This window comes from Nocardia sp. NPDC057668 (genome assembly GCF_042799795.1).
Classification (GTDB): Bacteria; Actinomycetota; Actinomycetes; order Mycobacteriales; family Mycobacteriaceae; genus Nocardia.
The window spans coordinates 799,518-821,889 of record NZ_JBHVIC010000002.1 but is presented as its reverse complement, the minus strand read 5'-3'; the positions used below and the strand labels follow the sequence as shown (position 1 = coordinate 821,889).

Below are 22,372 nucleotides of genomic sequence, written 5' to 3'. Positions count from 1 at the left end.
GTGCTTACCGTAGGTCCTTGGTCAATTCGGTAACGCCGCCCTGGGTTTCGAGCCAGGCCAGGAATTCGGTGAGCCCGGTCGCACGGTCGATGACCGCCCGGTACTCGAAATCCGCTGCGGCGGCGCCGGTGTCGTAGGTGGCGGTGCGGGTCATGAGCGCCACCACGTAGCGGGACAGCGGCGGCGACCAGCGGGTGGCGACGTAGGGAATCCGCCAGACGGTGTCGATGACGGCGACCGCGGCGTTCAGCACCTTGGGGTTGGGCTGCCGGCTGGGTCGTTCGTACCCCAGGCCCTCGGCGACCTCGCCCAGGAAGCCCCACACGTCGGTCTGCTCGGCATCGGCGATGAAATACGCCTTGCCGCCGACCTTTTCCGAGCTCGCCGCCTTGACCGCGGCGTCGGCGATGTTGTCGACGTGGCACAGCGAGGCCAGCACCTGCTTGCCGTACGACAGATCCGGCAGCGAGCCGGTTGCCGCCCGGCTCAGCAGCCGCACGATCGGCCCGGACCGGTCGCCCGCGCCCCAGATGGCCCGGGGCCGCAGCGCGCAGGTGGTGAAACCCGGTGCGTCGGCGGCCAGTACCGCGCGTTCGGCGGCGGCCTTGGTCTCGGAGTACAGGTTCAGATACCGGTGCGGGTAGGGCACCGATTCGTCGATGTTCACCTGGTCGCCGCCGTCGCGATCCATGAGCGCGCTGGGGCTGGAGATGAACACGAAACGGCCGGCGCCGTTGCGGCGCGCGGCGGCCAGCAATTGCTCGGTGGCCGTGAGGTTCTCGGCCACGAACTGGGCGCGGGTGCCGCGCTCGTCGACGCGGGCCGCGCTGTGGAAGACCGCGTCCACGCCGCGGGTGGCGCGATCCAGCGATGCCGGATCGGTGAGATCGCCGGTGACGATCTCCACCCGATCGATGACAGCGTCCAGATCGCGCAGGTTGCTGGTGGGCCGCGCCAGGATCGCCACCCGGTAGTCGCCCTCGGCGAGCAGGCGGCGCACGATGGCGCCGCCCAGGAAGCCGGACGCGCCGGTGACCAGTGCCTTCTTGGTGCTCATCGGGCGGCCCCCTGCGTTTTCCACCAGGTGAGCCCGAAGATCTGGGTCAGCACCGCGGTCTGGACCGGGGAGCGACCGGTGCCCGCGCTCGCGCGCAGGGCAGCCGGAATCTGGGCCGCGTGCACCACGATGCTGAGGAAGGCGTCGATCCAGAAGATCGCCCGCAGGAACCGGTTGGCCGGCGCGCTGCCGGTGAGAGCGGCCAGCACCCCGGCGGCCAGATACAGCCAGCCCAGGATCGGAATCGCCCGCAGTACGGTCACCTTCATCGTGCCCTGTCCTCTCCGAGCTGCTCGGTTGCCCAGACGGCCAGCTGCTCGCGGCCGATCTTGGCATTGTGACGGATGTCCACGGGGAACTTCGGATGGAAAAGGAAGTGCCGCACGGGTGCGGTGACCTCGAATTCGGCTGCGCGATCGCGCAGTTCGGCGGTCAGGCTCAGCGGGTTCGCGCCGGCCTCGACCTCCACGCACAGCACGGGCTGCTGGTCGCCGCGCGGGCCGACGCCGACCAGCGCGGTCCTGGCCACCCCGGGCAGGGTGTTGAAGACCTGTTCGACCTGCACGCTGAACATGGGGCCGCCGGCGGTGTGCACGCGCTGACTCTTGCGCCCGCAGAACCAGATCCGGCCCTCGTCGTCGATCCACGCGAGATCACCGGTGCGGTGCCAGACCACGCCGTCCTCGCGGATCTTGCCCGCGCGATTGGCTTCGCGCGGCCAGTAGTAGCGGGTGCTCACGTTCGGGCCCGCGACCACGAGTTCGCCGATGCCGCGGGTCGCGATCAGTTCGTCCGCGCGGGCCTGTGCGTCGGACCAGTCCGGCAGCGGATCATCGGTGATGGCGACCAGCCGGGCGCGCACGTTCTCCGCGGGACGCCCGATGCAGGTGCCCTCGCCGCGATGGGCGCGTTCCACCAGACCGCCGAGCAGTTCCCGGGATTCGATGGTCGACATGGGCAGGGCCTCGGTCGAACCGTAGCCCGCGTGCACCTGGGCATCGGGCTCGAGCACCTCGCGCAGGCCGGCGATGCACCAGTCCGGGACGGGTGCGCCGCCGGAGTAGATGCTGTGCAGCGTGGGGATCTTCACCCCGGCCGATTCCAGATGCCGCAGCAGCGGAATGAGCACGGCGGGGGAGGCGAACATGGTCCGCACCCCGAACCGGTTGATCGCGTCCACCACGTGCGCCGGGTCGGTGGAGCCGACCTGGCTCGGAATCAGCGGCGGCAGTACGCATCTCGAGCCCAGCAGCATGTCCAGGATGCCGACCAGGGGCAGGGTGATGAGCGAGGTGCCGGGGGCGACGCGCTCGCGGGCGGCGTCGACCTGATCGACCATGGCCGAGAGGTTCCCGTGCGTCATCTCCACGGCCTTGGCCGGTCCGGTGCTGCCGGTGGTGAAGGCGATGAGCAGCAGCTCGTCCGCGGGCGCGGGGGTGCGCTGGACCACGGTGTAGGCGGTGGGCAGCGAGGCCGAGCCGCGCTCCCATTCGGCGCGCGCGCCGGCCACCCTGGCGCGCAGGGACCGAACACGTGCCCGGGCCGCGCCGCCGCGGCCGGACTCGGCCGCCGGGGCGGCCCCCGCCGCCACGGCCGCGGGTCCGCCCCAGCTCTGCAGTGTCTCCCCACCCCAGAACCAGCGCGGCCCCACCGTGATCGGGACGCGAATCCCGCGGAAGTACTTGCGGAACAGCACGCGCGCGGCATGCGCCTGCGGAATCCCGATGAACGCCTCGGCGTCGGCCGCGCGCAGGCAGTTGAGCATCTTGCGCAGTCCCATGCCCGGATCGATGACGACCGGGACCGCGCCGATCTTCAAGAGCCCGAACATGATCGCGTACAGCTCGGGGCTCGGCAGGACCAGCACGATGGTGCGAGTGCCCCGGCCCACCCCGGCGGCGACGAGGTGCGCCGCGATGGAGTCGGACCACTCGTCCAGTTCGCGATAGGTCAGGTGGCGGTACTCCGGAAGTCCGGAGGCCGCCGTGCCCGCCGGGAAGATCACGACTTCCCGGTCGGGCTCCGCGGCCGCGACCGCGCGGAAGCGGTCGATGGCCTGCCAGTAGGTAGCGGTCGTCACGCCGCGGCTCCGACGACGGCCGGCAGTCGGTAGAGCACCGCCGCGGCCGAGGGGCCCGCGCCGGCGGCGACGAACAGCACGTGGGTGAACGCGCCGAGCGAATCCTGCTGTGCCGCCAGGTCGTACGCGAGGGTCAGGGCCGCGGTGTGCGGGTCGCCCTGCGACAGATCCGGGAGCAGCACCGCGTTGGGGGCGATGCCCAGCTCGGCCGCCAGCCGCTCGCCGAAACCGGCGGTCGGGGTGGAGGCGATGAGCGCGGTGCGGGCCTGATCCGGCTCGCCGTCCGAGAGCGCCAGCCGCGCCGCGTCGGCGGCCACGGTCAGCAGCCGGTCCTCGGCGTCGGGTTCGCGCACCACGGTCATGAGGTCGCGGCCCCGGGTACCCATCGTGGCCACATCCACGTAGGACTCGATGACGGGTGTGCCCGCGCCCGAGACGGTGTGCACCCGGCCGAAGCCCTCGGGCTCGTCGGTGCGCTCCAGCAACAGCGCGGCACCGGTGGTGGCGTACGGGAATTCGGCGTCCGCCGCGCCCCGCTTGGTGGAGGGATGGGTGTCGCCCGAGACCACGAGAACGTGCTCGGCGCTACCGGTTTCCAGAATCGACTGGGCCACCTGCACCGCATTGAGCGATCCGACGCCGGCGTTCATGAGATCGAAGGAGAACGAACGCGGATCGTTCTTCTCGTAGTCGAGCCCGATTCCGGCGGCCTTCTGAATCAGCGCGGACACAGCGGGTTCCACGGTATTGGAGTCCCGGAAGATGCCGGCGTTGATGAGCACGCCGACCTGATCGGGGCGTACCCCGGCCCGCTCCATGGACTGGCGCGCGGCCTGCCCGCTGAGCTCCACGATGCTGAAAGTGTCTCCGGCCCGGCTGGTTCCGGTGGATTTGATGCGCACGCCCATGTCAGACCTTCAGGGATGAAATCGTGGTGGACAGGAAGCCCCCGACGACGCCGGAGGCGGCGGGGACCATCAGGATCTTGGAGCCGGCCGGGATGGCCTCCTGGCTCAGCTGATCGTGGAGCACGATGAAGTGCGAAGTGGTGGAGGTGTTTCCGTACTTCTCGATCACGTTCAGGTCCGGCGGCATGGGGCTGCCGAACTCGCGCTCGGCGATGGCGTTCATGAAGGGAATCGCGCCCGCGCCGAACTGGTGATGGATCATGTAGTCGAAGTTCTCCTCGGCGAAGGTGTTGCCCTGCTGCTCGAGGTGGTTGCGCTGCGAATCGGTCCACAGCAGGAAGCGCGACTCGTTGTGCATCTTGCGGTTATCGGTGTAGAGCGCGACGCCCTGCGACTTCTCGCTCGGCATGCCCAGGCACAGGTGCGAGAACTCCGAGGCGGTCATCAACTCGATGTAGTGGATCTTGTCGTTGTCGTCGACGGCTTCGTCCAGTACCACGGCCGCGCCCGAATCGCCCACCGTGAGTGACGCGAATTGCAGATCGTATTTCTCGGTGATTTCGGTGACAGCGGTTTCCGCGATGGGGGTGATGGCCTCGCCACTCACCACCATTCCGCGGCGCACAGCACCGGAGCGAATCATGCGATCCAGAATGTAGGTGCCGGTCATCATTCCCGCGCACGCATTCGAGAGATCGAACGAAATAGTGTCTTCGCGAGCGCCGAGTTCGCGCGCGATGGAACCGGCGAAGGACGGCTCCATATACATCTTGGTGCCGTCCTTGCTGCGCGTGATCGAGGTCGAGATGATCACGTCCAGGTCGGTGGCGGCATACTGTGACCTGGAAAGACAGTCCTGCGCCGCGTTCATCGCGAGCGTGAAGGAGTCTTCGGTGTTCTCCGGGCTGGTGTCGCGGAATCGTCGTTCCTGAACGCCCGTGATTCTTTCGAGATCGAATGGAGGGGCCTGCTTCAATTGCGCGACCAGCTCTTCTGTGGTGACGCGTTTCGACGGCAGATAAGCGCCGATCGACTCGAATCGAGAATGCGGCACAGGGACTCCTGAAAGTGCGAAGAAAAGCAATCTGAATCGGTGACGGATTGAGGCTACCCGACGGTAATGACGCGAGCGACCGCTCCGTTTGCCGGATGCTGTCTGGGACACCGACCTCGTCGACCATCTGCGCCGGTGAGAACATAGATACCGAATGGTTCGCTGTGAGGGACTTCACCTGATCACCCGTCCGACGAAAAATGTAACTGACAGTTACATCTATGTCGTAACGAAACTGTCTGAGCGGCACTGGATTTCGAATGTCGGCTCCGGTTAGGTTGGGCGCATGCACTTTGCGAAGGCCCTCGTGAGCGGGGTGGTCACCGCTCAATCGATAGCGCTGCTGACCCTCGGGGCGAATGGAATCGCCACTGCCGCAAACGAAGTCGGAGGCTGTGCGGTCCGCTCCGCGTCCACCGTCGCGAGCGGCTTCGGCGTCCTGGAGAACCTGGCCTTCGACGGGACCGGCGGTCTGCTGCTCTCGGAGACCTCGTTCGGCGGCGCCGGCGGCGGGCTGGTTCGCCTGACGCCGGACGGTAGCCGCGTCACCGTGGCCCCCGTCGAAACGCCGGGTGGCCTGGTGGTGTCCGGCGGCACCGCGTACGTGAACACCGGGAATACCTTCGCCAGCGGCGTCTCGGACACCCCCGACGGCGCGATCGTCGCCGTCGATCTGGCCACCGGCGCCGTTCACACGGCCGTCACCGGCCTGCGCATGCCCAACGGCCTGGCGCAGCTACCGGACGGCGGCTTCGTGGTGAGCCGGGACGTGGGCGGGGCGACCACCCTCACCCGGGTGGCCGCCGACGGTTCCGGTGCGCACACCCTCGCGCCGGAGCTGACCTCCACCAACGGCCTGGCCTACGATCCGGGCCGCCGAAAGCTGTTCGTCTCCACGACGTTCGACGCGGCCACCGTCATCGCCGCGGTGGACCTCGAGCATCCCGACGCCGCCCCGGCGCGCATCACCCTGCCCGGTTTCGGGCCGCTGAACTCGGCGGACGACCTGACGGTCGGCCCGGACGGCGCGGTCTACGTGGCGCTCAACACCGCGGGCACGGTGGTCCGCGTGGATCCGGAGGCCGGGACCTACTGCACCATCGCGCGGGACCTGCCGTTCGTCACCTCGGTGCGCTTCGGCGCCGGACCCGGCTGGGATCCGAAGTCGTTGTACGCCACCGGCTTCCTGGGGGCGGTGACCCGCCTGGCGCCCTGAGCGCGCACCGGCAACGCGCGCGCACCATGCCGAGAACGGCGGCCCCGCATCCGGAATCCGGATGCGGGGCCGCCGTCATGAATTTCTCGTTAAGCCCTGGGCTCCACGTACTTCGGGAACACGACCTCCGGCTCGGGCAGGGCCAGGCCCGGGGTCAGCGGGGTGGCGACGGCGGCGAAATCGCGATCGGTCTGGCCCAGCAGATCCAGGATCCGGCCGGCGGCGGCCGGAATCACCGGCTGCACCAGCAGGGTCACGATGCGCAGCACCTCCATCGTCACGTAGAGGATGGTGCCCTCGCGCGCGATGTCCTCGGGGGTACCCGATTTCGCCAGCGTCCACGGGGCCTGCGCGGAGAAGTAGCGGTTGGTCTCACCGAGGGTCAGCCACAGGTGCTCCAGGCCCAGATGGATGAGCTGCTGGTCGAATTCGGCGCGCACCTTCTCCGGCATGCCGTTGGCGCGCTCCAGCAGCGCCTTGTCCTCGTCGGTGAAATCGCCGGGCGCCGGGACCACGCCGCCGAAATCGCGCAGCACCATCTTCAGGCAGCGCTGGGCGAGGTTGCCGTACTCGTTGGCCAGGTCGGTGTTGATGCGGCTCACGATGCCCTCGTGGCTGTACGAGCCGTCCTGCCCGTAGGAGATCTCGCGCAGCAGGAAGAAACGCACGGCGTCCAGGCCGTAGGTGTCCACCAGTTCCATCGGGTCGACCACGTTGCCCGTCGACTTCGACATCTTCTCGCCCTTGTTGTACAGGAACCCGTGCGCGAAAATGCGCTTGGGCAGCGCGATTTCGGCCGACATCAGGAACGCGGGCCAGTAGATGGCGTGGAAGCGCGTGATGTCCTTGCCGATGATGTGCACGTCCGCGGGCCAGAACTTCCGGAAACGCTCGGACTCGACGTCCGGGAAGCCCGCGCCGGTGAGGTAGTTGGTGAGCGCGTCCATCCACACGTACATCACGTGCGCCGGATCGCCGGGCACCGGAACGCCCCAGTCGAAGGTGGTGCGCGAGATGGACAGATCCTTCAGGCCCGACTTCACGTACGAGACGATCTCGTTGCGGCGGGTCGCGGGCGCGAGGAACTCGGGGTCCTTCTCGAACAGCTCGAGCAGCCGGTCCTGGTACTTGGACAGCCGGAAGAAGTAGTTCGACTCCTCGGTCCACTCGACCGGGGTCCGGGTCTCGGTGGACACGCGCGTGCCGTCGTCGAGGACGGTGGTCTCGTCCTCGGCGTAGAACGCCTCGTCGCGCACGGAGTACCAGCCGGCGTAGGTGTCGAGGTAGATGTCGCCGTTGGCGGCGATCTTCTCCCAGAGCGCGATGGACGCGGCGTGGTGATCGGCGTCGGTGGTGCGAATGAACCGGTCGTAGGAGACGTCGAGGGCCTTGTCCAGGCGTTCGAAGACGTCGGAGTTGCGCGCGGCGTACTCCTGCTCCGGAACGCCGGCGGCCTTCGCGGCCTGCTGCACCTTCTGCCCGTGCTCGTCGGTGCCGGTCATGAAGAACACATCGAAACCGTCCAGCCGCTTGAAGCGGGCCAGGGCATCGGTGGAGATGTATTCGTAGGCGTGACCCATGTGCGGTGCACCGTTCGGGTACGCAATGGCCGTGGTCACGTAGAAGGCGGGGCGGTCGGATGCACTCATGGTGGTGACTACTCTAATCTGCGTGCCTTCAGCCACTCGCGTGAATATCCCCGTCGCAGGTGTCGACCATGCGTAACACCCGACCGGCCCCCGAACCGCCGCAGCCGCTGTTCCCGCTCATCGACGCGCATACGCATTTGGACGCGTGCGGTGCGACCGACGCGGAATCGGTTGCCGCGATTGTGGATCGGGCCGAAGCCGCGGGTGTGCGCGAAGTGGTGACCATCGCCGACGATCTCGACGCCGCGCGCTTCGCGGTCCGGGCGGCGAATTGGGACAGGCGGGTATACGCGGCCGTCGCGCTGCATCCGACCCGGGCGAACGCGCTGGACGAGGCGGCCAAGGCCGAGCTCGAAGCCCTGGCCGCCGACCCGCGGGTGGTCGCGGTGGGGGAGACCGGGCTCGATTACTACTGGCCGGGCAAGCTCGACGGGTGCGCGGATGTCGAGACGCAGGTCGAGGGTTTCCGCTGGCACATCGATCTCGCCAAGCGGCTGGGCAAACCGCTCATGATCCACAATCGCGAAGCCGATCATGATTTGCTCACCGTGCTGCTGGACGAGGGCGCGCCGGAGACGGTGATCTTCCACTGCTTCTCCTCCGACGCCAATATGGCCATGGCGTGCGTGGACGAGGGGTACGTGCTGAGTTTCTCCGGCACGGTGAGTTTCAAGAACGCCCACGAATTGCGGGAAGCGGCGAAAGTCGTTCCGGACGACCAGATTCTGGTGGAAACGGACGCGCCCTTTCTGACCCCGCATCCGTTCCGCGGCGCACCGAACGAGTCGTACATGCTGCCGTACACCGTGCGCGCGCTCGCGGAGATCCGCGAACAGGATCCGTTGACGCTGGCCAAGATCACGACCGCCAATGCGAGGCGGGTTTACGGCATCTGACCGCCCGATTCGCGAGGTGTGGCGTCGCTCACTATGATTGGGCCGCGCCGTGACCCACCTGCGGCGCTATACGACTTCGTAATATTCGCAACCGCGGGTCGCCCCGTTTCCATTGTCAATTTCCGATGCCCTCGTTATCGTACTGTGACCATGCCGAGACTATCGATGAAGCCACTGACGAAGATCAATTCGTCGCGATCGCCGCTGCTGTACGGCGCTATCGCGGCGATGCTCGTCACGCTCATCGTCGGTGCGGGCGTGGCGATCGTGAACAAGAAGACGGTCACCGTGGTGGTCGACGGGCTGACCATCACCCAGCACACCATGTACGGCGACGTGCGCGGCGTGCTCAAGGACGCGGGCTACGGGATCGGCGGTCGTGACGACGTATCCCCTTCCGCCGGTGCGAAAGTCAGCGACGGCGGGACCATCACGCTGAATCGCGCGCGCGAGGTCGCCATGATCGTGGACGGCCGGCCGTCCAAGGCGTGGACCACCGCGCTCACCGTGGCCGAGGCCATCGTGAAGCTGAATCTGCCGGGCGACGTGTACACCTCGCCCGCGCGGCCGTCGCCGCTGCCGCTCGAGGGCGCGTCGCTGCTGATCACCAATCCGCGCACGGTGGAACTGGCCGACAACGGCGGCGCACCCGGTCTCGTGCGCCTGGCCGCGCCGACGGTCGGGAAGCTGCTCGAGGAGCAGGGCCGTCCGCTCGCGAATCAGGATTCGGTCGTGCCGGGCGCGGACACCGCGCTCACCGACGGCATGAAGATCGTCGTCACCCGCAAGTACGTCGAAAAGCGCACCGAGCGCTTGCCTTTGGAGCCCGAAGAGAACGTCATCGAGGATCCCTCGCTCAACCAGAGCCGAACGGTCGTGGAGAACCCGGGCGTACCCGGCACCCAGGACGTGACTTTCGCGGTCTCGATCGTGAACGGCCATGAGGCGGCCAAGGATCCGGTGACCCACACCGTCATCGTCGCCGCCGCGCCCAAGACCGTCCGCAAGGGCACCAAGCCCGGCACCGAGGTCCCCGAGGTCCGGGACGGGCACACCTGGGACGCCCTGGCCAAGTGCGAGTCCAACGGCAACTGGGCGATCAACACCGGCAACGGCTACTACGGCGGCATCCAGTTCGACGCCAGCACCTGGGCCCGCCAGGGCGGCCTCCGCTATGCCCCTCGCGCCGACCTCGCGACCCGCGAGGAACAGATCGCGATCGCCGAGGTCACCCGCGCCCGTCAGGGCTGGGGCGCGTGGCCGGCCTGCACCAGCCGCCTCGGCATCAGCTGAACGGGGTTCGGGGGCCGCGCCCCCCGAACCCGTTCCCTCGCAGGGGTTGTAAGGGCGGGCCCTTACATCAGTGCCCCACCGTCCACGCGGATCTCCGTGCCGGTGATGTAGCGGCCGTCATCGGACGCCACCATCGCCACCGCGCCCGCCACATCCTCGGGCTTGCCGAGCATGCCGCCTTCGATCCAGCCGGGGAGGCGGGCGAGCAGGCTCCAGTCGGCGTCGGCGGGCAGGTCCAGGCCCGCGGTCAGGCCGGTGCCGATTCCGCCGGGCACGATGTTCACCGCGCGCAGACCCTGTTTCACGTATTCCAGGGCGATGGCGTGGGTGAATGCGTTCACCCCGGCCTTGGAGGCGGCGTAGGCCGACATGTACGGCACCGAGCCGAACGCCGAGGTGGAGGAGAAGTTCACCACCACGCCGCGCTGGGTCTCGATGAGGTGCGGCAGGGCCTGCTGGGTCACCAGGAAGGTGCCGGTGAGATTCACCGTGAGCACCTTGTTCCAGACGTCCAGCGGCAGTTCGTGGGTGTGCCCGGCGCGCATGATGCCCGCCGCGTTCACCAGAACGTCCAGGCCGCCGAGGAATTCGACGGCCGCGCTCACGGTGGCGCTCACCGACTCCGGATCCGCGACGTCCAGGGTCAGGGTGTGCAGCCGCGCGCGCTGCTCCTCGGTGGCGGCCTCGATGGTGGTCTTCAGGCCCTCGTCGTTGATGTCCGCGGCGACCAGCTGTGCTCCCTCGGAGAGCAGGCGCAGGGCGATGCCCTGGCCGATGCCCGAACCGGCTCCGGTGACGAGTACTCGACGTCCGTCGTATCTACGCAACATGACGGGAAATTAGAACAAGTTTCACTTGGCGTCAATGGCGGGCGGTACCGATGACCGGTCGATTTGTCCCGAATTCGCGCGCGGTCGCCGATCATAGAGTTCTCTTAATCGCGTTATTCGTTTCGATGGCTAAGCTTTCCGGCGCGCGACACACGCGAGAGGGCCATCTGATGGAGGTTTCATGCGGTTGTTCGATTGGCGTACCCGAGTTGTCACCGCCGCGGTGGTGGTGGCGAGCGGCCTGCTCGCCCTGCCGATGGCCCCGGCACAGGCGGCCGACAGCGGCACGCTGATCGATGTCACCGCACAGGCTCCCGGCTGGCGCGGGCTCGCGCACGGCTACGCGGTGAACTACTGGACCGAACGCTCCAACGGCGCTCCCGTGCAGGCCAGCGGCGCGCTCATCCTGCCCGACGGCCCCGCCCCCGAGGGCGGCTGGCCGATCATGGCCTACGACCACGGCACCTCGGGTCTCGGCCCCAACTGCGGCGGCCAGAGCGACACGACCCGGGTCAAGCGCGCCAAGGAAGATCAGTTCCTGCAGTACCTGGTGTCCAAGGGCTTCGCCGTCGTCGCACCGGATTACCTGGGGCTCGGCGGTTTCGAGACCGGCCCGCACCCCTATCTCGAACTGCGCAGCGAGGCGACCGCCACCATCGATCTGGTGCAGGCCGCCCGCGCGGCGCGGCCCGAACTCTCGCGCACCTGGTCGGTGATCGGGTTCTCGCAGGGCGGGCACGCGGCGCTCGGCGCGGCGCACCTGCAGTCCACGCGCGCACCGGAATTGGACTTCCGCGGCACCATCGCCGTTGATCCCGCCTCGGATGTGGAGAAGTTCGTCCCGCTCGCTGGACCGTACGTGCCGGACATCCCGGGGGACAACGGCAACGCCGTGGACACCTTCATCGTCAGCATGCTCGTCGGCCTGCGCGAGACCCGGCCGGACCTGGATCTGGACAGCTACCTCACCCCGCGCGGGCGCGAGGTCTTCGACCAGGCGGGCAGCCTCTGCTTCATGGACATCATGAAGATCACCAACGGCCTCTCCATCGGCGATCTGCTGAACCGCCCGCTCACCGACCCGCGCTTCCGCGCGGCCATCACCGACTACATGGCGGTGCCGGTGAACGGCTACGACGAGCCGATCCTGCTGCTGCTCAACCTCACCGACGTCACCGTGCCGTCCCCGCTGCACGTCGCCCTCGCCGGCCAGTTCGCCGCCAACGGCGTCGACTTCACCACCGTGACCGGCACCGGCAGCCACACCGAACTCAATCCGCCGATGTGGGCCGCGATCGACGCCTTCATCGCCCGCGTGCTCGCCACCCCGACCCAAGCCTGACGCGCGGGATGACCCGCCGCGGCCGGTGCAGCGACCGGCCGCGCGCGACCACGGATTGTCGCGGTCCCGCACCGCCGCGACGGCCGGGCAGCGTCCCGGCCGTTCCCGCGCCGGGGTGTCGGGGCGGTGACCGGGGGCAGGTTGATAGGTTTCCCAGGGTGTCCGAACCAGAGAACGCCGGTCGAGGAGAAGCCGCCCTGCTGGGGCCCGCCGAAGTGCGGGTGCTCGCGGAGCGATTCGGGGTGCGCCCGACCAAGCAGCTCGGACAGAACTTCGTGCACGACGCAAACACCGTGCGGCGCATCGTCGCGGCGGGCAGCGTCGGCCGCGACGACGTGGTGCTCGAGGTCGGCCCCGGCCTCGGCTCGCTGACCCTGGGCCTGCTCGACGCGGCCGACCGGGTCATCGCCGTGGAGATCGACCCGAACCTGGCCGAGCATCTGCCGCAGACCGTGAAGGACCGCGCGCCGACCCTGGCCGACCGGCTCACCGTCGTGCAGGCCGACGCGCTGCGGGTTCAGGCCGCCGACCTGCCCGCCGCCCCCACCGCCCTGGTCGCGAACCTGCCCTACAACGTCGCGGTGCCGGTGCTGCTGCACCTGCTCGCCGAATTGCCCAGCATCCGAACCACCCTCGTCATGGTGCAGCTCGAGGTCGCGGACCGGCTCGCCGCGGTACCCGGCGGCCGTATCTACGGCGTGCCGAGCGTGAAAGCCGGATTCTTCGGCACCGTGAAGCGCGCGGGAACCGTTGGCCGCCAGATCTTCTGGCCGGTCCCGCAGGTCGAATCCGGTCTGGTGCGCATCGACCGCTACACCGAATCCCCCTGGCCCATGGACGAATCCCATCGCAAACGCGTCTACGAGGTCGTCGACGCCGCCTTCGCCCAGCGCCGCAAAACCCTGCGCGCCGCCCTGGCCGGCTGGGCCGGTTCCCCGGTCGAGGCCGAAAGGCGGCTGGTGGCAGCGGGAATCGCGCCGACGGCCCGCGGCGAGACCCTGGACACCGCGGCCTTCGTCCGCCTGGCCCAGCAGGCTCCCACGGAGTGACGCTCGGGCGATCGCGCAATCGCGCGCTCGCCGTGGCGTTCCGGCGGACAAACCGGCCGGGGAAGTACCTGTCGTACCGCCCCGGCGGCGCGGGCGGATGGCCCGCGCGACATGTCAGACGGTGACCTTCAGGCTGTCGATGGTGGCCGGGTCGATGCCCGGACCGTCGGCGCGGGCGGTGAAGGTGGACTGCACCAGGTATTCGTAGGTGCCCACGGCCACCAGCACGTAGCGGGTGTGCACCCACAGGGTGAGCGTCTCGACCGCGTAGGTGCCGGAGACCGAAGCCGACGGATACCCCTGGTAGTCACCGATTTCCGCGCCCGTCTCCTGCCACTGCGGCAGCTGGCGGGCATCGGAGAAGGAGCATTCGAGCAGTTCGGCGGCGTTGACCGGCTTGGAGAGCCGGCCCAGCAGCAGCACCGCGTTGTCGGCCCAGCCGTCCTCCGGCGGCAGCGTCCACACCCCGTACGCGCCCGGGAACATGGCGGTGTCGACGGTGAGCCAGTCCTCGGGCACCGAGATCGAAATCTCCGGCGCCCCGGCCTCTCCCACCGCCACCGGGGTGATCTGAACATCCCCGCCGACCAAATACTCGGCAATCGTCGTCACGAAACGCGCTCCTCGGCATCACGGGCGAGGCGGTCCCCACCGCGGTCGCAGCCATTGAACACCAGCACACCCGCGGGTGACCAGCCACCCGCGTAATCCGGTCGCCCCGCCGGCCGCTCGCGCCGGAACCGCGCGGCCGCCGCTCGACGGCATCGAGATCCGCCCATCGCGTGGGTCGCCGCCCGATGACCCCGGTGGCGGTGCGCCCTACCGACTCTCGTGCCGTGCTTGCGGTCAGCCGCTCCGCTCGGCCGGCCCCTCCCGGGAGCGCGCCCGCGTGCGCTCGGGCGGGCGCATGCGAAAGGGCCGTTCGGATCATCCGATCCGAACGGCCCCGTGCGGTAGGCGATCTCGGCCGCCGCCCAACCGGGCTCAGCCCTTGAAGCGGCGCAGCCGCAGACTGTTGCTGACCACGAACACGCTGGACAGCGCCATGGCGGCGCCGGCGAGCATGGGATTCAGCAGGCCCGCCGCGGCCAGCGGAATCGCCGCCACGTTGTAGCCGAAGGCCCAGAACAGGTTGCCCTTGATCGTGCGCAGGGTGGCCCGGGACAGCTTGATGGCGGTGGGCACCGACCGCAGATCGTCGCGCACCAGCGTGAGATCGGCGGCCTGGATGGCCACGTCGGTGCCGGTGCCCATGGCCAGGCCCAGATCGGCCTGGGCCAGCGCGGCTGCGTCGTTGACGCCGTCGCCGACCATGGCGACCACCTTGCCCTGCTCCTGCAACCGCTTGACCACGTCGAGCTTGTCGCTGGGCAGCACCTCGGCGATGACCTCGTCGATGCCGACCTGGTCGGCGACCGTCCGCGCGGTCGCGGCGTTGTCGCCGGTCAGCAGGACCGGGGTGAGCCCGAGCTCCCGCATCTCCGAGATCGCCTGCGCGCTGGTGGGTTTGACGGCGTCGGCGATGACGAGCACGCCGCGCGCCGTTCCGTCCCACGCCACCACGATGGCGGTCTTGCCCTGCTGTTCGGCCTCGGTCTTGGCCGCGGCCAGGTCGTCCGGGAGCGCGATGGACCAGTCCGCGAGCAACTCGGTGCGCCCGATGACGACCGCGCGCTCACCGACCAGACCCTGCACGCCCTTGCCGCCGTGGCTGACGAACTGCTCGACCGGTTCGAGCGTGAGCCCGCGCTCGGCCGCACCGCTCACCACGGCCTTGGCCACCGGGTGTTCGGAGCCGTGCTCCACCGCGGCCGCGACCGCCAGCAGTTCCGCCGCGTCCACGCCGCCGGCCGTGATCTCCCGATCCAGCGACATGCGCCCGGTGGTGACGGTGCCGGTCTTGTCCAGCACCACGGTGTCGATGCGCCGCGTCGACTCCAGCACCTGCGGGCCCTTGATCAGAATCCCCAGCTGCGCACCGCGACCCGTGCCGACCAGCAGCGCGGTCGGGGTGGCCAGGCCCAGGGCGCACGGGCAGGCGATGATCAGCACCGCCACCGCCGCGCCGAACGCCGTCGAGACCGCCGCTCCGGTGCCGAGCCAGAAACCCAGGGCGGCAACGGAAATCCCGATGACGATGGGCACGAACACCCCGGCCACCCGATCGGCGAGCCGCTGCACCGGGGCCTTGCCGTTCTGCGCGTCCTCCACCAGCGACGCCATCTGCGCCAACTGGGTGTCGGAGCCGACCCGGGTGGCGCGCACGGTCAGCAGACCGCCCGCGTTCACCGTCGCGCCCACGACCTGATCGCCGGGCCCGACCTCGACCGGCACCGATTCGCCGGTAAGCATGCTCATATCGAGCGCCGAACTGCCGTGCACGACAACGCCGTCGGTGGCCACCTTCTCGCCCGGGCGCACCCGGAACTCGGCGCCGACGCGGAGTTCGCCGACCGGGATGCGGACCTCGACGCCGTCGCGCAGCACCGCCACATCCTTGGCGCCGAGTTCGAGCAGCGCCCGCAACGCCGAGCCGGCCTTCTCCTTGGATCTGGTCTCGAAGTAGCGGCCCGCCAGGATCGCGGTGATCAGCGTCGCCGCGACCTCGAAGTACAGCGCCGAGGACGAGTCGCCGCGCGCGATGGTCAGGCTGAAGGGGTGCTTCATGCCCGCCATGCCGGCGTCGCCGAAGAACAGCGCGTACACCGACCACCCGAAGGCGGCCGCGGTGCCCAGCGAGATGAGCGTATCCATGGTCGCCGCACCGTGTTTGGCGTTGACCCAGGCCGCGCGGTGGAACTGCGCCCCGCCCCACACCACGATGGGCGCGGTCAGGGTCAGCGAAAGCCACTGCCAATTGGTGAATTGCAGCGCCGGGATCATGGCCATGGCGACCACGGGAACGGCCAGCGCCAGGCTCACCAGTAGCCGATGACGCAGCTGCTGGGTCGCGCTCGGCGCCGAGTCACCCTCCGGGGTAACCGTTTTCACCGGTTCAGGGCTGTGGACCGCGGCGGTGTAGCCGGTGTCCTCGACCTTGGCGATGAGGTCGCCGGCGGTCACCGAATCCGGGAAGCTGACCTTCGCCTTCTCGGTGGCGTAGTTGACCGTCGCGGTGACGCCGTCGATTCTGTTGAGCTTCTTCTCGATTCGGGACGCGCAGGAGGCGCAGGTCATGCCACCGATCTCGAGTTCGATCGACCGTGCCGGTGCCGGTGCGCTCATCAGTGACCTCCTCCGTGTTGCGCGGGCCCACCCGTGGTGGATGCGGCCGGTGCCGTCTCATCGGTGAACTCGGCGGTGTGCACCGAGCCGTTGTGCGAGAAATCCAGGTACAGACGGTATTTCCCGTCGCTGGGCGCCTGGGCGTGGAACGACACGTCCGGTCCCGGCGGGGTCTTGCCGACCTCGCCCTGCGGATGCACGTGCAGGTAGGCGAGATCGCTCGCTCGCAGCGCGACCAGGTGCGCGTACGCGCCCAGGTACGGCTGCAGATCGGTGACCGGCTTGCCGTCGCGGCTGATGGCGAACTTCAGTTCGCTGCCCGCGGTCGTCAGATCACCGGTGAGGGTGACCCGGTAGCCGTCGACCGTCGCGGTCTTGGATACGGGCGGCAGCGGCACCGCTGCCGCGTCCCCGGCGACGTTCACGGTCCGGCTCAGCACGAGCTCGCCGGGACCGCCGGCGGGGGAGAAGTCGGCGAAGACCCGGTAGGCGCCCGGCTCGGCCCACTTCCAGTCCAGGGACCAGGTGCCGTCGCCGGCGAGTTTCGGGTGTACGTGCCGGTACTGGGTGGCGTCCGAGCGCACCACGATCAGATGCAGTTTCTGCTCGTGCAGCGTGTCGAACTCGGTCACCGTGCCCTGCGGCCCGTCGACCCGGAAGCTCAGCGCGCCCGGCTGATTCGGGGTGGTGGGCGCGGCGATTTCGCTCAGCGTGTAGCCGGATTCGCTCTGCCGCAACCCGTTCGCCGCGTCGCTCTCGCCGGAGCCGGACCCGGTCGGATCGCCGACCAGGGCGCCGATGCCGAGCGCCGCGCCGAACAGGACGACCAGTCCGGCGCCGAAGGCCGCGAACTTGAGGCGATCGTTCATTTAGACCGCCACCTCGTAGCCCGCTTCGTCGACGGCCGCCACGATGTCGGCGTCGGCGACCGGCGCGGCCGACTCGACCTGTACCCGGCCACTGGCCAGGTCGACATCGACGCTGGTCACACCATCGATCTTGCCGATCTCCTTCTTGACCGACCCGACGCAGTGGCCGCAGGTCATGCCGGTGACGGTGTAGGTGCTGGTGGCCATGATTCGACTCCTCGGCTCGCGCTTCATACGGTGTGGGGGTATCCCCGACACCGAAAACATACCCCCCATGGGTACCTGGCGCAAGTGCCTCGAGGCCGCGGTCTCAGCCCCCGGCGGCCGGCTCGTCCCAGGCCCGCAGGGCCAACTCGGCCACGGTCAGCAGTTCCGCGCGGTCCGCGCCGTCGCGCGCGGACTGGGACATGCCCTGCATGACCGTGCCGACATAGCGTGCCAGCGCGGCCGCGTTCGTCTGCGCGGGGAGTGTCCCGGCCGCCATGTCGGCGCGAATGCGCTGCTCGAAGGCGTCGACGTTGGCGTTGCGCATGCGCTCGAGCCGGGCGGCGACCTCGGCGTTGGTCGTGTTGATCCCGGCGCTGATCACCATGCATCCGCCCGGCTGTCCCGGGATCGTGTATTCGATCGCGGCCTCGCGCAGGGTCCGGGCGACCGCGGCCCGGGCCGTCGGCTCCTCGGCCAGGGCGCGCGCGGCGAACCCGCCGTAGCGCGCGCCGTACGCGGTGACCGTCTCGTCGAAGAGTTGTTTCTTGTCGCCGAACGCGGCGTACAGGCTCGGCGCGCCGATGCCGAGCTCGCCGGTGAGGTCGCTGATCGAGGTGGCCTCGTACCCCTGCCGCCAGAAAAGGCGTAAAGCCTTGTCCAGGGCGGCATCTCGATCGAAGGAGCGGGGGCGTCCCCGGGTGGGCGGTGCCATGGAAACTATTCTATAGCGCTCACTAAATAATGTGCTACGGTCCCTTTCTGTAACGATCGATAGAGAAAGGGATGGGGCGACATGAGCGCACTCACCGGCAAGACGGCACTGGTCACCGGCGGCGGACGCGGCATCGGCCGGGCCATCGCGTTGCGCCTCGGCCGCGACGGCGCCCGCGTGGCGGTGCACTACAACAGCAACGCCGACGCGGCCAAGGACACCGTCGCGGCCATCGAGGCGGCCGGGGGCACGGCCTTCGCCATCGCGACCCCGCTCGGGGTGCCCGGCGACGCGCACGCGCTGTGGACCGCCTTCGACGCGCACGCCGACGGGCTCGACATCCTGGTCAACAACGCGGGCACCGACGGCATCCGCGAACCCATCGGCGGCACCGACGAGCAATCCTTCGACCGGGTATTCGCCGTCAACACCAAATCGCCGTTCTTCGTCACCAAGCTCGGCCTGGACCGGCTGCGGGACCGTGGGCGCATCGTCAACGTTTCCACCGGCCTGACCAGGGGCGCACACCTGCCCGAACTGATCGCCTACACCATGACCAAGGCCGCCATCGACGCGCTGACCGGCACGCTGGCCAAGCAACTCGGCGCGCGCGGCATCACCGTCAACGCCGTCGCGCCCGGCGCGGTCGACACCGATATGAACGCCGGCTGGCTGCGAACCCCCGAGGGCCACGCCGCCACCGCCGCGCGCTCGCCGCTCAACCGGGTGGCCCAGCCCGCCGAAATCGCCGATATCGTCGGCTTTCTCGCCTCGCACGACGCGCGCTGGGTGACCGGGCAGTGGATAGACGCCACCGGCGGCGCACTCCTGTGACGGCGCAGCGACATTCGGGTGCGGAGTTCGTCGGAGCCCCGACGTCCCGGTGAACTTCGGTGAACTCCGCACCCTGCGCGCACCCGGACCCGGTTTCCCCGATTAGGCTGAGAGTGTGCTGTCTGTCGTTCCCCGTCCCGTCGTCGTGCGCGCGCCCTCGAAGGTGAATCTGCACCTCGGGGTGGGCGACCTCCGTCCCGACGGATACCACGACCTCACCACGGTCTTCCAAGCTCTTTCGCTCAGTGACGATCTGGAGATCGCCCCGGCCCCCGCCCTCGCGGTGACGGTGAGCGGCGAAGGCGCCGACCAGGTGCCCACCGATCAGGGCAACCTGGTGTGGAAGGCCGCCGTGCGACTGGCCGATCTGGGCGAACGCGCGCCGCTGGTGGAAATGGCCATCGCCAAAGGCATTCCGGTCGCGGGCGGCATGGCCGGCGGCAGCGCCGACGCCGCCGCCGCGCTGCTCGGGCTGAACGAGCTCTGGGAGCTCGGCCTGGTCCGCACCGAATTATTCGACATCGCAGCCGAACTCGGCAGCGACGTGCCCTTCGCCCTGCACGGCGGCACCGCGCTGGGCCGCGGCCGCGGTGAGGAACTGCTACCGGTGCTGTGCCGCAATACCTTCCACTGGGTGCTGGCGCTGGCCAAGGGCGGGCTCTCCACCCCGGCGGTCTTCCACGAGCTCGATCGCCTGCGCGCGGCCGGTGATCCGCCCCGCCTGGACAGCCCGCAGGCGCTGCTGCAGGCGCTGGCCTCGGGCGATCCGCGCCAGCTCGCCCCGCTCCTCGGCAACGACCTGCAGGCCGCGGCGCTCTCGCTGAAGCCCGAACTCCGGCGGACCCTGCGCGCGGGCGTGTCCGCGGGCGCGCTGGCCGGCATCGTGTCCGGGTCCGGCCCCACCTGCGCCTTCCTGTGCGAGAACGAGGAGGCCGCCGTGGAGGTTGCCGCCGAACTCTCCGGCGCGGGTGTGTGCCGTAGCGTGCGCACCGCGTACGGCCCGGTTCCCGGCGCCCGCATTCTCAGCGGCTCCCTGAACGCACCCGGGCGCTGAACCTCACTGCCGGACAGCCCGCGAGGCCGAACCGATAGGGTTGGGGCAGGCAAGCGGCCCCGTGATCCGGCGACAACCGATCTCGTGAGGTCGGGGTAACTCGCCGGGTACGCCCCAGAATGGTCAACGCGCTTGACCGCCGGCACGCATGCAGGAAAATCGACGGCTCTCACCCGTGCGCAGAAGTGGCGGGGAGGCGGAGGAGTGTCATGTCCAACCTCATCAACCTGGAACAGGTCTCGAAGAGCTTCGGGATCACCCCGCTGCTGGACAACGTCTCGCTCGGGGTGCACGCCGGGGAACGGATCGGGGTGGTGGGCCTCAACGGCGGCGGCAAGACGACGCTGCTGGAGGTGCTGACCGGGCTCGAGGAGCCGGACAGCGGACGAGTCAGCCGGGTCGGCGGCCTCCGCATCGCCGTGGTCACCCAGCGCGGGGTGCTGCCCGAGGGCGCGACCGTCGGCGAGGTGGTGCTGGCGGGTCTGGCCCAGGATCAGATGACCGACGGCGTCGCCGAGCACGAGTGGGCCTCGAACACCCGCATCCGGTCCGTGGTCGAAGGCATCGGCATCGCGGATCTGGGCATGGACACGCTGGTCTCGAACCTCTCCGGCGGCGAGCGACGCCGCACCGCCCTGGCCGCGGCACTGGTTCGCGACCTGGATCTGCTGGTGCTGGACGAGCCCACCAACCACCTCGACGTCGAGGGCGTGCAGTGGCTGGCCGAGCACCTGGTGGCCCGCCGCAGCGCGCTGGTGGTCGTGACCCACGATCGCTGGTTCCTGGACACCGTGGCCACCCGCACCTGGGAGGTGCAGGGCGGCAGGGTCGAGACCTACGAGGGCGGCTACAACGACTGGATCTTCGCCCGCGCCGAGCGCACCCGCCAGGCCGACGCCAGCGAGGCCCGCCGCCAGAACCTGGCGCGCAAGGAACTGGCCTGGCTGCGCCGCGGCGCCCCGGCCCGGACCTCCAAGCCGCGCTACCGCATCGAGGCCGCCGAGGCGCTGATCGCCAATGTGCCCGCGCCGCGCGACAAGGTCGAGCTGGCCTCGTTCGCGCGGAAGCGCCTGGGCCGCGTGGTGATCGAACTCGAGGACGCCACCCTGGCCACGCCCGACGGCCGGGAACTGGTGCAGGACTTGACCTGGCGGCTCGCCCCGGGCGAGCGCGTGGGTCTGGTCGGGGTCAACGGCTCCGGCAAGACGACGCTGCTGCGCGCGCTGGCGGGGGAGCAGCCGCTGAAGAACGGCAAGCGCATTCAGGGCCAGACGGTCAAGATCGGCTGGCTGCGCCAGGAACTCGACGACCTGCCGCTGGATATGCGCGCGCTGGAAGCGGTTCAGGACGTCGCCATGCGAACCATGCTCGGCGACAAGGAGATCACCGCCAGCCAGCTCGCCGAGCGGCTCGGCTTCAGTCCCGCCAAGCAGCGCACGCCGGTCGGTGACCTGTCCGGTGGCGAACGCCGCCGCCTGCAACTGACGCGCATCCTGATGGCCGAGCCCAACGTGCTGCTGCTGGACGAGCCGACCAACGATCTGGACATCGACACCCTGCAGCAGCTCGAGGATCTGCTCGACGGCTGGCCCGGCACCATGGTCGTCATCTCGCACGACCGCTACCTGGTCGAGCGCGTCTGCGACACCACCTGGGCGCTGTTCGGCGACGGCAAGCTCACCAATCTGCCGGGCGGCATCACCGAGTATCTGACGAAGCGCGCCGCGATGGCCGCCGCCAAGTCGGGCGTCTCCGCCGGCACGGCCGCCGCGAGTTCCGGTGCGTCCGGCACGGATTCGGCGACCTACCGCGCCGCCCGCAAGGAGCTCTCCAAGCTGGAGCGGTCCATCGCCAAGCTCGACGAACGCGAGGGCAAGCTGCACACCGCGCTCGCCGACGCCGCCACCGACCCGGACAAGCTGATCAGCCTCGGCACCGAGCTGAAGCAGGTGCAGGCCGAGAAGGAAGCGGCCGAAGAGCGCTGGATGGAATTGGCCGAACTGGCCGAGAGCTGAGGCGGGCCGGGGCCGACACCCGGCCGCGGTCGGTACCCCGCAACGCCGAACGCCGCCCTGCCGGGGGCGGCGTTCGCTGCGT

General features: G+C 69.5%; 20 protein-coding genes. 8 read left to right on the top strand and 12 right to left on the bottom strand.

Annotated elements, in window-relative coordinates; translation table 11 throughout:
- Positions 1-4: 4 nt before the first annotated feature.
- From ACFVBH_RS16560 to ACFVBH_RS16540, 5 genes are read right to left on the bottom strand one after another with little or no spacing between them, the layout of a single operon-like run.
- Complete coding sequence (locus tag ACFVBH_RS16560; protein ID WP_379002320.1) at positions 5-1,057, bottom strand: NAD-dependent epimerase/dehydratase family protein; 1,053 nt, start codon at positions 1,055-1,057, stop codon at positions 5-7.
- The gene (locus ACFVBH_RS16555) at positions 1,054-1,326 is read right to left on the bottom strand and encodes a hypothetical protein (protein WP_379002319.1); all 273 of its coding nucleotides are present in this window, start codon (positions 1,324-1,326) and stop codon (positions 1,054-1,056) included. The genes ACFVBH_RS16560 and ACFVBH_RS16555 overlap by 4 nt, the downstream gene beginning before the upstream one ends.
- Positions 1,323-3,137: a fatty acid CoA ligase family protein gene (locus ACFVBH_RS16550; protein WP_379002318.1), complete on the bottom strand. Its 1,815-nt coding sequence runs from the start codon at positions 3,135-3,137 to the stop codon at positions 1,323-1,325. Before ACFVBH_RS16550 ends, ACFVBH_RS16555 begins: the two co-directional genes overlap by 4 nt.
- Positions 3,134-4,045 carry a hypothetical protein gene (locus ACFVBH_RS16545; RefSeq protein WP_379002317.1) on the bottom strand — a complete coding sequence of 304 codons (912 nt, stop codon included), beginning with the start codon at positions 4,043-4,045 and terminating at the stop codon, positions 3,134-3,136. The genes ACFVBH_RS16550 and ACFVBH_RS16545 overlap by 4 nt, the downstream gene beginning before the upstream one ends.
- A gap of 1 nt (position 4,046) precedes the next feature.
- On the bottom strand, positions 4,047-5,099 hold the full coding sequence (locus ACFVBH_RS16540) for a 3-oxoacyl-[acyl-carrier-protein] synthase III C-terminal domain-containing protein (RefSeq protein ID WP_354985295.1): 1,053 nt from the start codon (positions 5,097-5,099) through the stop codon (positions 4,047-4,049).
- Positions 5,100-5,385: 286 nt separating this feature from the next.
- On the opposite strand from ACFVBH_RS16540, the gene ACFVBH_RS16535 reads away from it, so the two are divergent.
- Positions 5,386-6,315 (top strand): SMP-30/gluconolactonase/LRE family protein, encoded by a 930-nt coding sequence (locus tag ACFVBH_RS16535; protein WP_379002316.1) that lies wholly within the window; start codon positions 5,386-5,388, stop codon positions 6,313-6,315.
- A gap of 89 nt (positions 6,316-6,404) precedes the next feature.
- Here ACFVBH_RS16535 and metG read toward each other — a convergent pair whose 3' ends face one another.
- On the bottom strand, positions 6,405-7,964 hold the full coding sequence (gene metG, locus ACFVBH_RS16530) for a methionine--tRNA ligase (RefSeq protein ID WP_379002315.1): 1,560 nt from the start codon (positions 7,962-7,964) through the stop codon (positions 6,405-6,407).
- Positions 7,965-8,032: 68 nt separating this feature from the next.
- Here metG and ACFVBH_RS16525 point away from each other — a divergent pair, with 68 nt between their 5' ends.
- Both ACFVBH_RS16525 and ACFVBH_RS16520 read left to right on the top strand, forming a co-directional pair.
- Positions 8,033-8,860, top strand: a complete 828-nt coding sequence (locus ACFVBH_RS16525) for a TatD family hydrolase (protein WP_379002313.1) — start codon at positions 8,033-8,035, stop codon at positions 8,858-8,860.
- A gap of 165 nt (positions 8,861-9,025) precedes the next feature.
- Entirely contained in the window at positions 9,026-10,153 is a 1,128-nt protein-coding gene (locus ACFVBH_RS16520; protein ID WP_354985202.1) for a transglycosylase family protein, read from the top strand.
- Between the two features lie 62 nt (positions 10,154-10,215).
- Here the strand turns inward: ACFVBH_RS16520 and ACFVBH_RS16515 are convergent, their stop codons facing one another.
- Positions 10,216-10,980, bottom strand: a complete 765-nt coding sequence (locus ACFVBH_RS16515; RefSeq protein ID WP_379002812.1) for an SDR family NAD(P)-dependent oxidoreductase — start codon at positions 10,978-10,980, stop codon at positions 10,216-10,218.
- A 184-nt stretch (positions 10,981-11,164) separates the two neighbouring features.
- Between ACFVBH_RS16515 and ACFVBH_RS16510 the strand changes: the two genes are divergently transcribed.
- Positions 11,165-12,325 (top strand): alpha/beta fold hydrolase, encoded by a 1,161-nt coding sequence (locus ACFVBH_RS16510; protein WP_354985201.1) that lies wholly within the window; start codon positions 11,165-11,167, stop codon positions 12,323-12,325.
- 158 nt (positions 12,326-12,483) lie between these two features.
- Positions 12,484-13,374, top strand: a complete 891-nt coding sequence (rsmA, locus tag ACFVBH_RS16505) for a 16S rRNA (adenine(1518)-N(6)/adenine(1519)-N(6))-dimethyltransferase RsmA (protein ID WP_379002312.1) — start codon at positions 12,484-12,486, stop codon at positions 13,372-13,374.
- Between the two features lie 114 nt (positions 13,375-13,488).
- Here rsmA and ACFVBH_RS16500 read toward each other — a convergent pair whose 3' ends face one another.
- The 5 genes from ACFVBH_RS16500 to ACFVBH_RS16480 all read right to left on the bottom strand — a co-directional run bounded on the left by ACFVBH_RS16500 (position 13,489) and on the right by ACFVBH_RS16480 (position 18,387).
- Positions 13,489-13,986: an LpqN/LpqT family lipoprotein gene (locus tag ACFVBH_RS16500; protein WP_379002311.1), complete on the bottom strand. Its 498-nt coding sequence runs from the start codon at positions 13,984-13,986 to the stop codon at positions 13,489-13,491.
- A 372-nt stretch (positions 13,987-14,358) separates the two neighbouring features.
- On the bottom strand, positions 14,359-16,599 hold the full coding sequence (locus tag ACFVBH_RS16495) for a heavy metal translocating P-type ATPase (RefSeq protein ID WP_379002310.1): 2,241 nt from the start codon (positions 16,597-16,599) through the stop codon (positions 14,359-14,361).
- Positions 16,599-17,468, bottom strand: coding sequence for a hypothetical protein (locus tag ACFVBH_RS16490; protein WP_354985197.1), 870 nt, complete (start codon positions 17,466-17,468; stop codon positions 16,599-16,601). Before ACFVBH_RS16490 ends, ACFVBH_RS16495 begins: the two co-directional genes overlap by 1 nt.
- A complete protein-coding gene (locus tag ACFVBH_RS16485) occupies positions 17,469-17,675 on the bottom strand; it encodes a copper ion binding protein (protein WP_354985196.1) in 207 nt (68 codons plus the stop codon). It lies immediately after the preceding gene.
- A 103-nt stretch (positions 17,676-17,778) separates the two neighbouring features.
- Positions 17,779-18,387 carry a TetR/AcrR family transcriptional regulator gene (locus tag ACFVBH_RS16480; protein ID WP_379002308.1) on the bottom strand — a complete coding sequence of 203 codons (609 nt, stop codon included), beginning with the start codon at positions 18,385-18,387 and terminating at the stop codon, positions 17,779-17,781.
- An 81-nt stretch (positions 18,388-18,468) separates the two neighbouring features.
- Between ACFVBH_RS16480 and ACFVBH_RS16475 the strand changes: the two genes are divergently transcribed.
- From ACFVBH_RS16475 to ACFVBH_RS16465, 3 genes are all read left to right on the top strand, one after another.
- Positions 18,469-19,221, top strand: coding sequence for an SDR family oxidoreductase (locus ACFVBH_RS16475; protein WP_379002307.1), 753 nt, complete (start codon positions 18,469-18,471; stop codon positions 19,219-19,221).
- Positions 19,222-19,336: 115 nt separating this feature from the next.
- Positions 19,337-20,275 (top strand): 4-(cytidine 5'-diphospho)-2-C-methyl-D-erythritol kinase, encoded by a 939-nt coding sequence (locus tag ACFVBH_RS16470; protein ID WP_379002306.1) that lies wholly within the window; start codon positions 19,337-19,339, stop codon positions 20,273-20,275.
- A gap of 209 nt (positions 20,276-20,484) precedes the next feature.
- Entirely contained in the window at positions 20,485-22,290 is a 1,806-nt protein-coding gene (locus ACFVBH_RS16465) for an ABC-F family ATP-binding cassette domain-containing protein (RefSeq protein WP_354985192.1), read from the top strand.
- Positions 22,291-22,372: the final 82 nt, after the last annotated feature.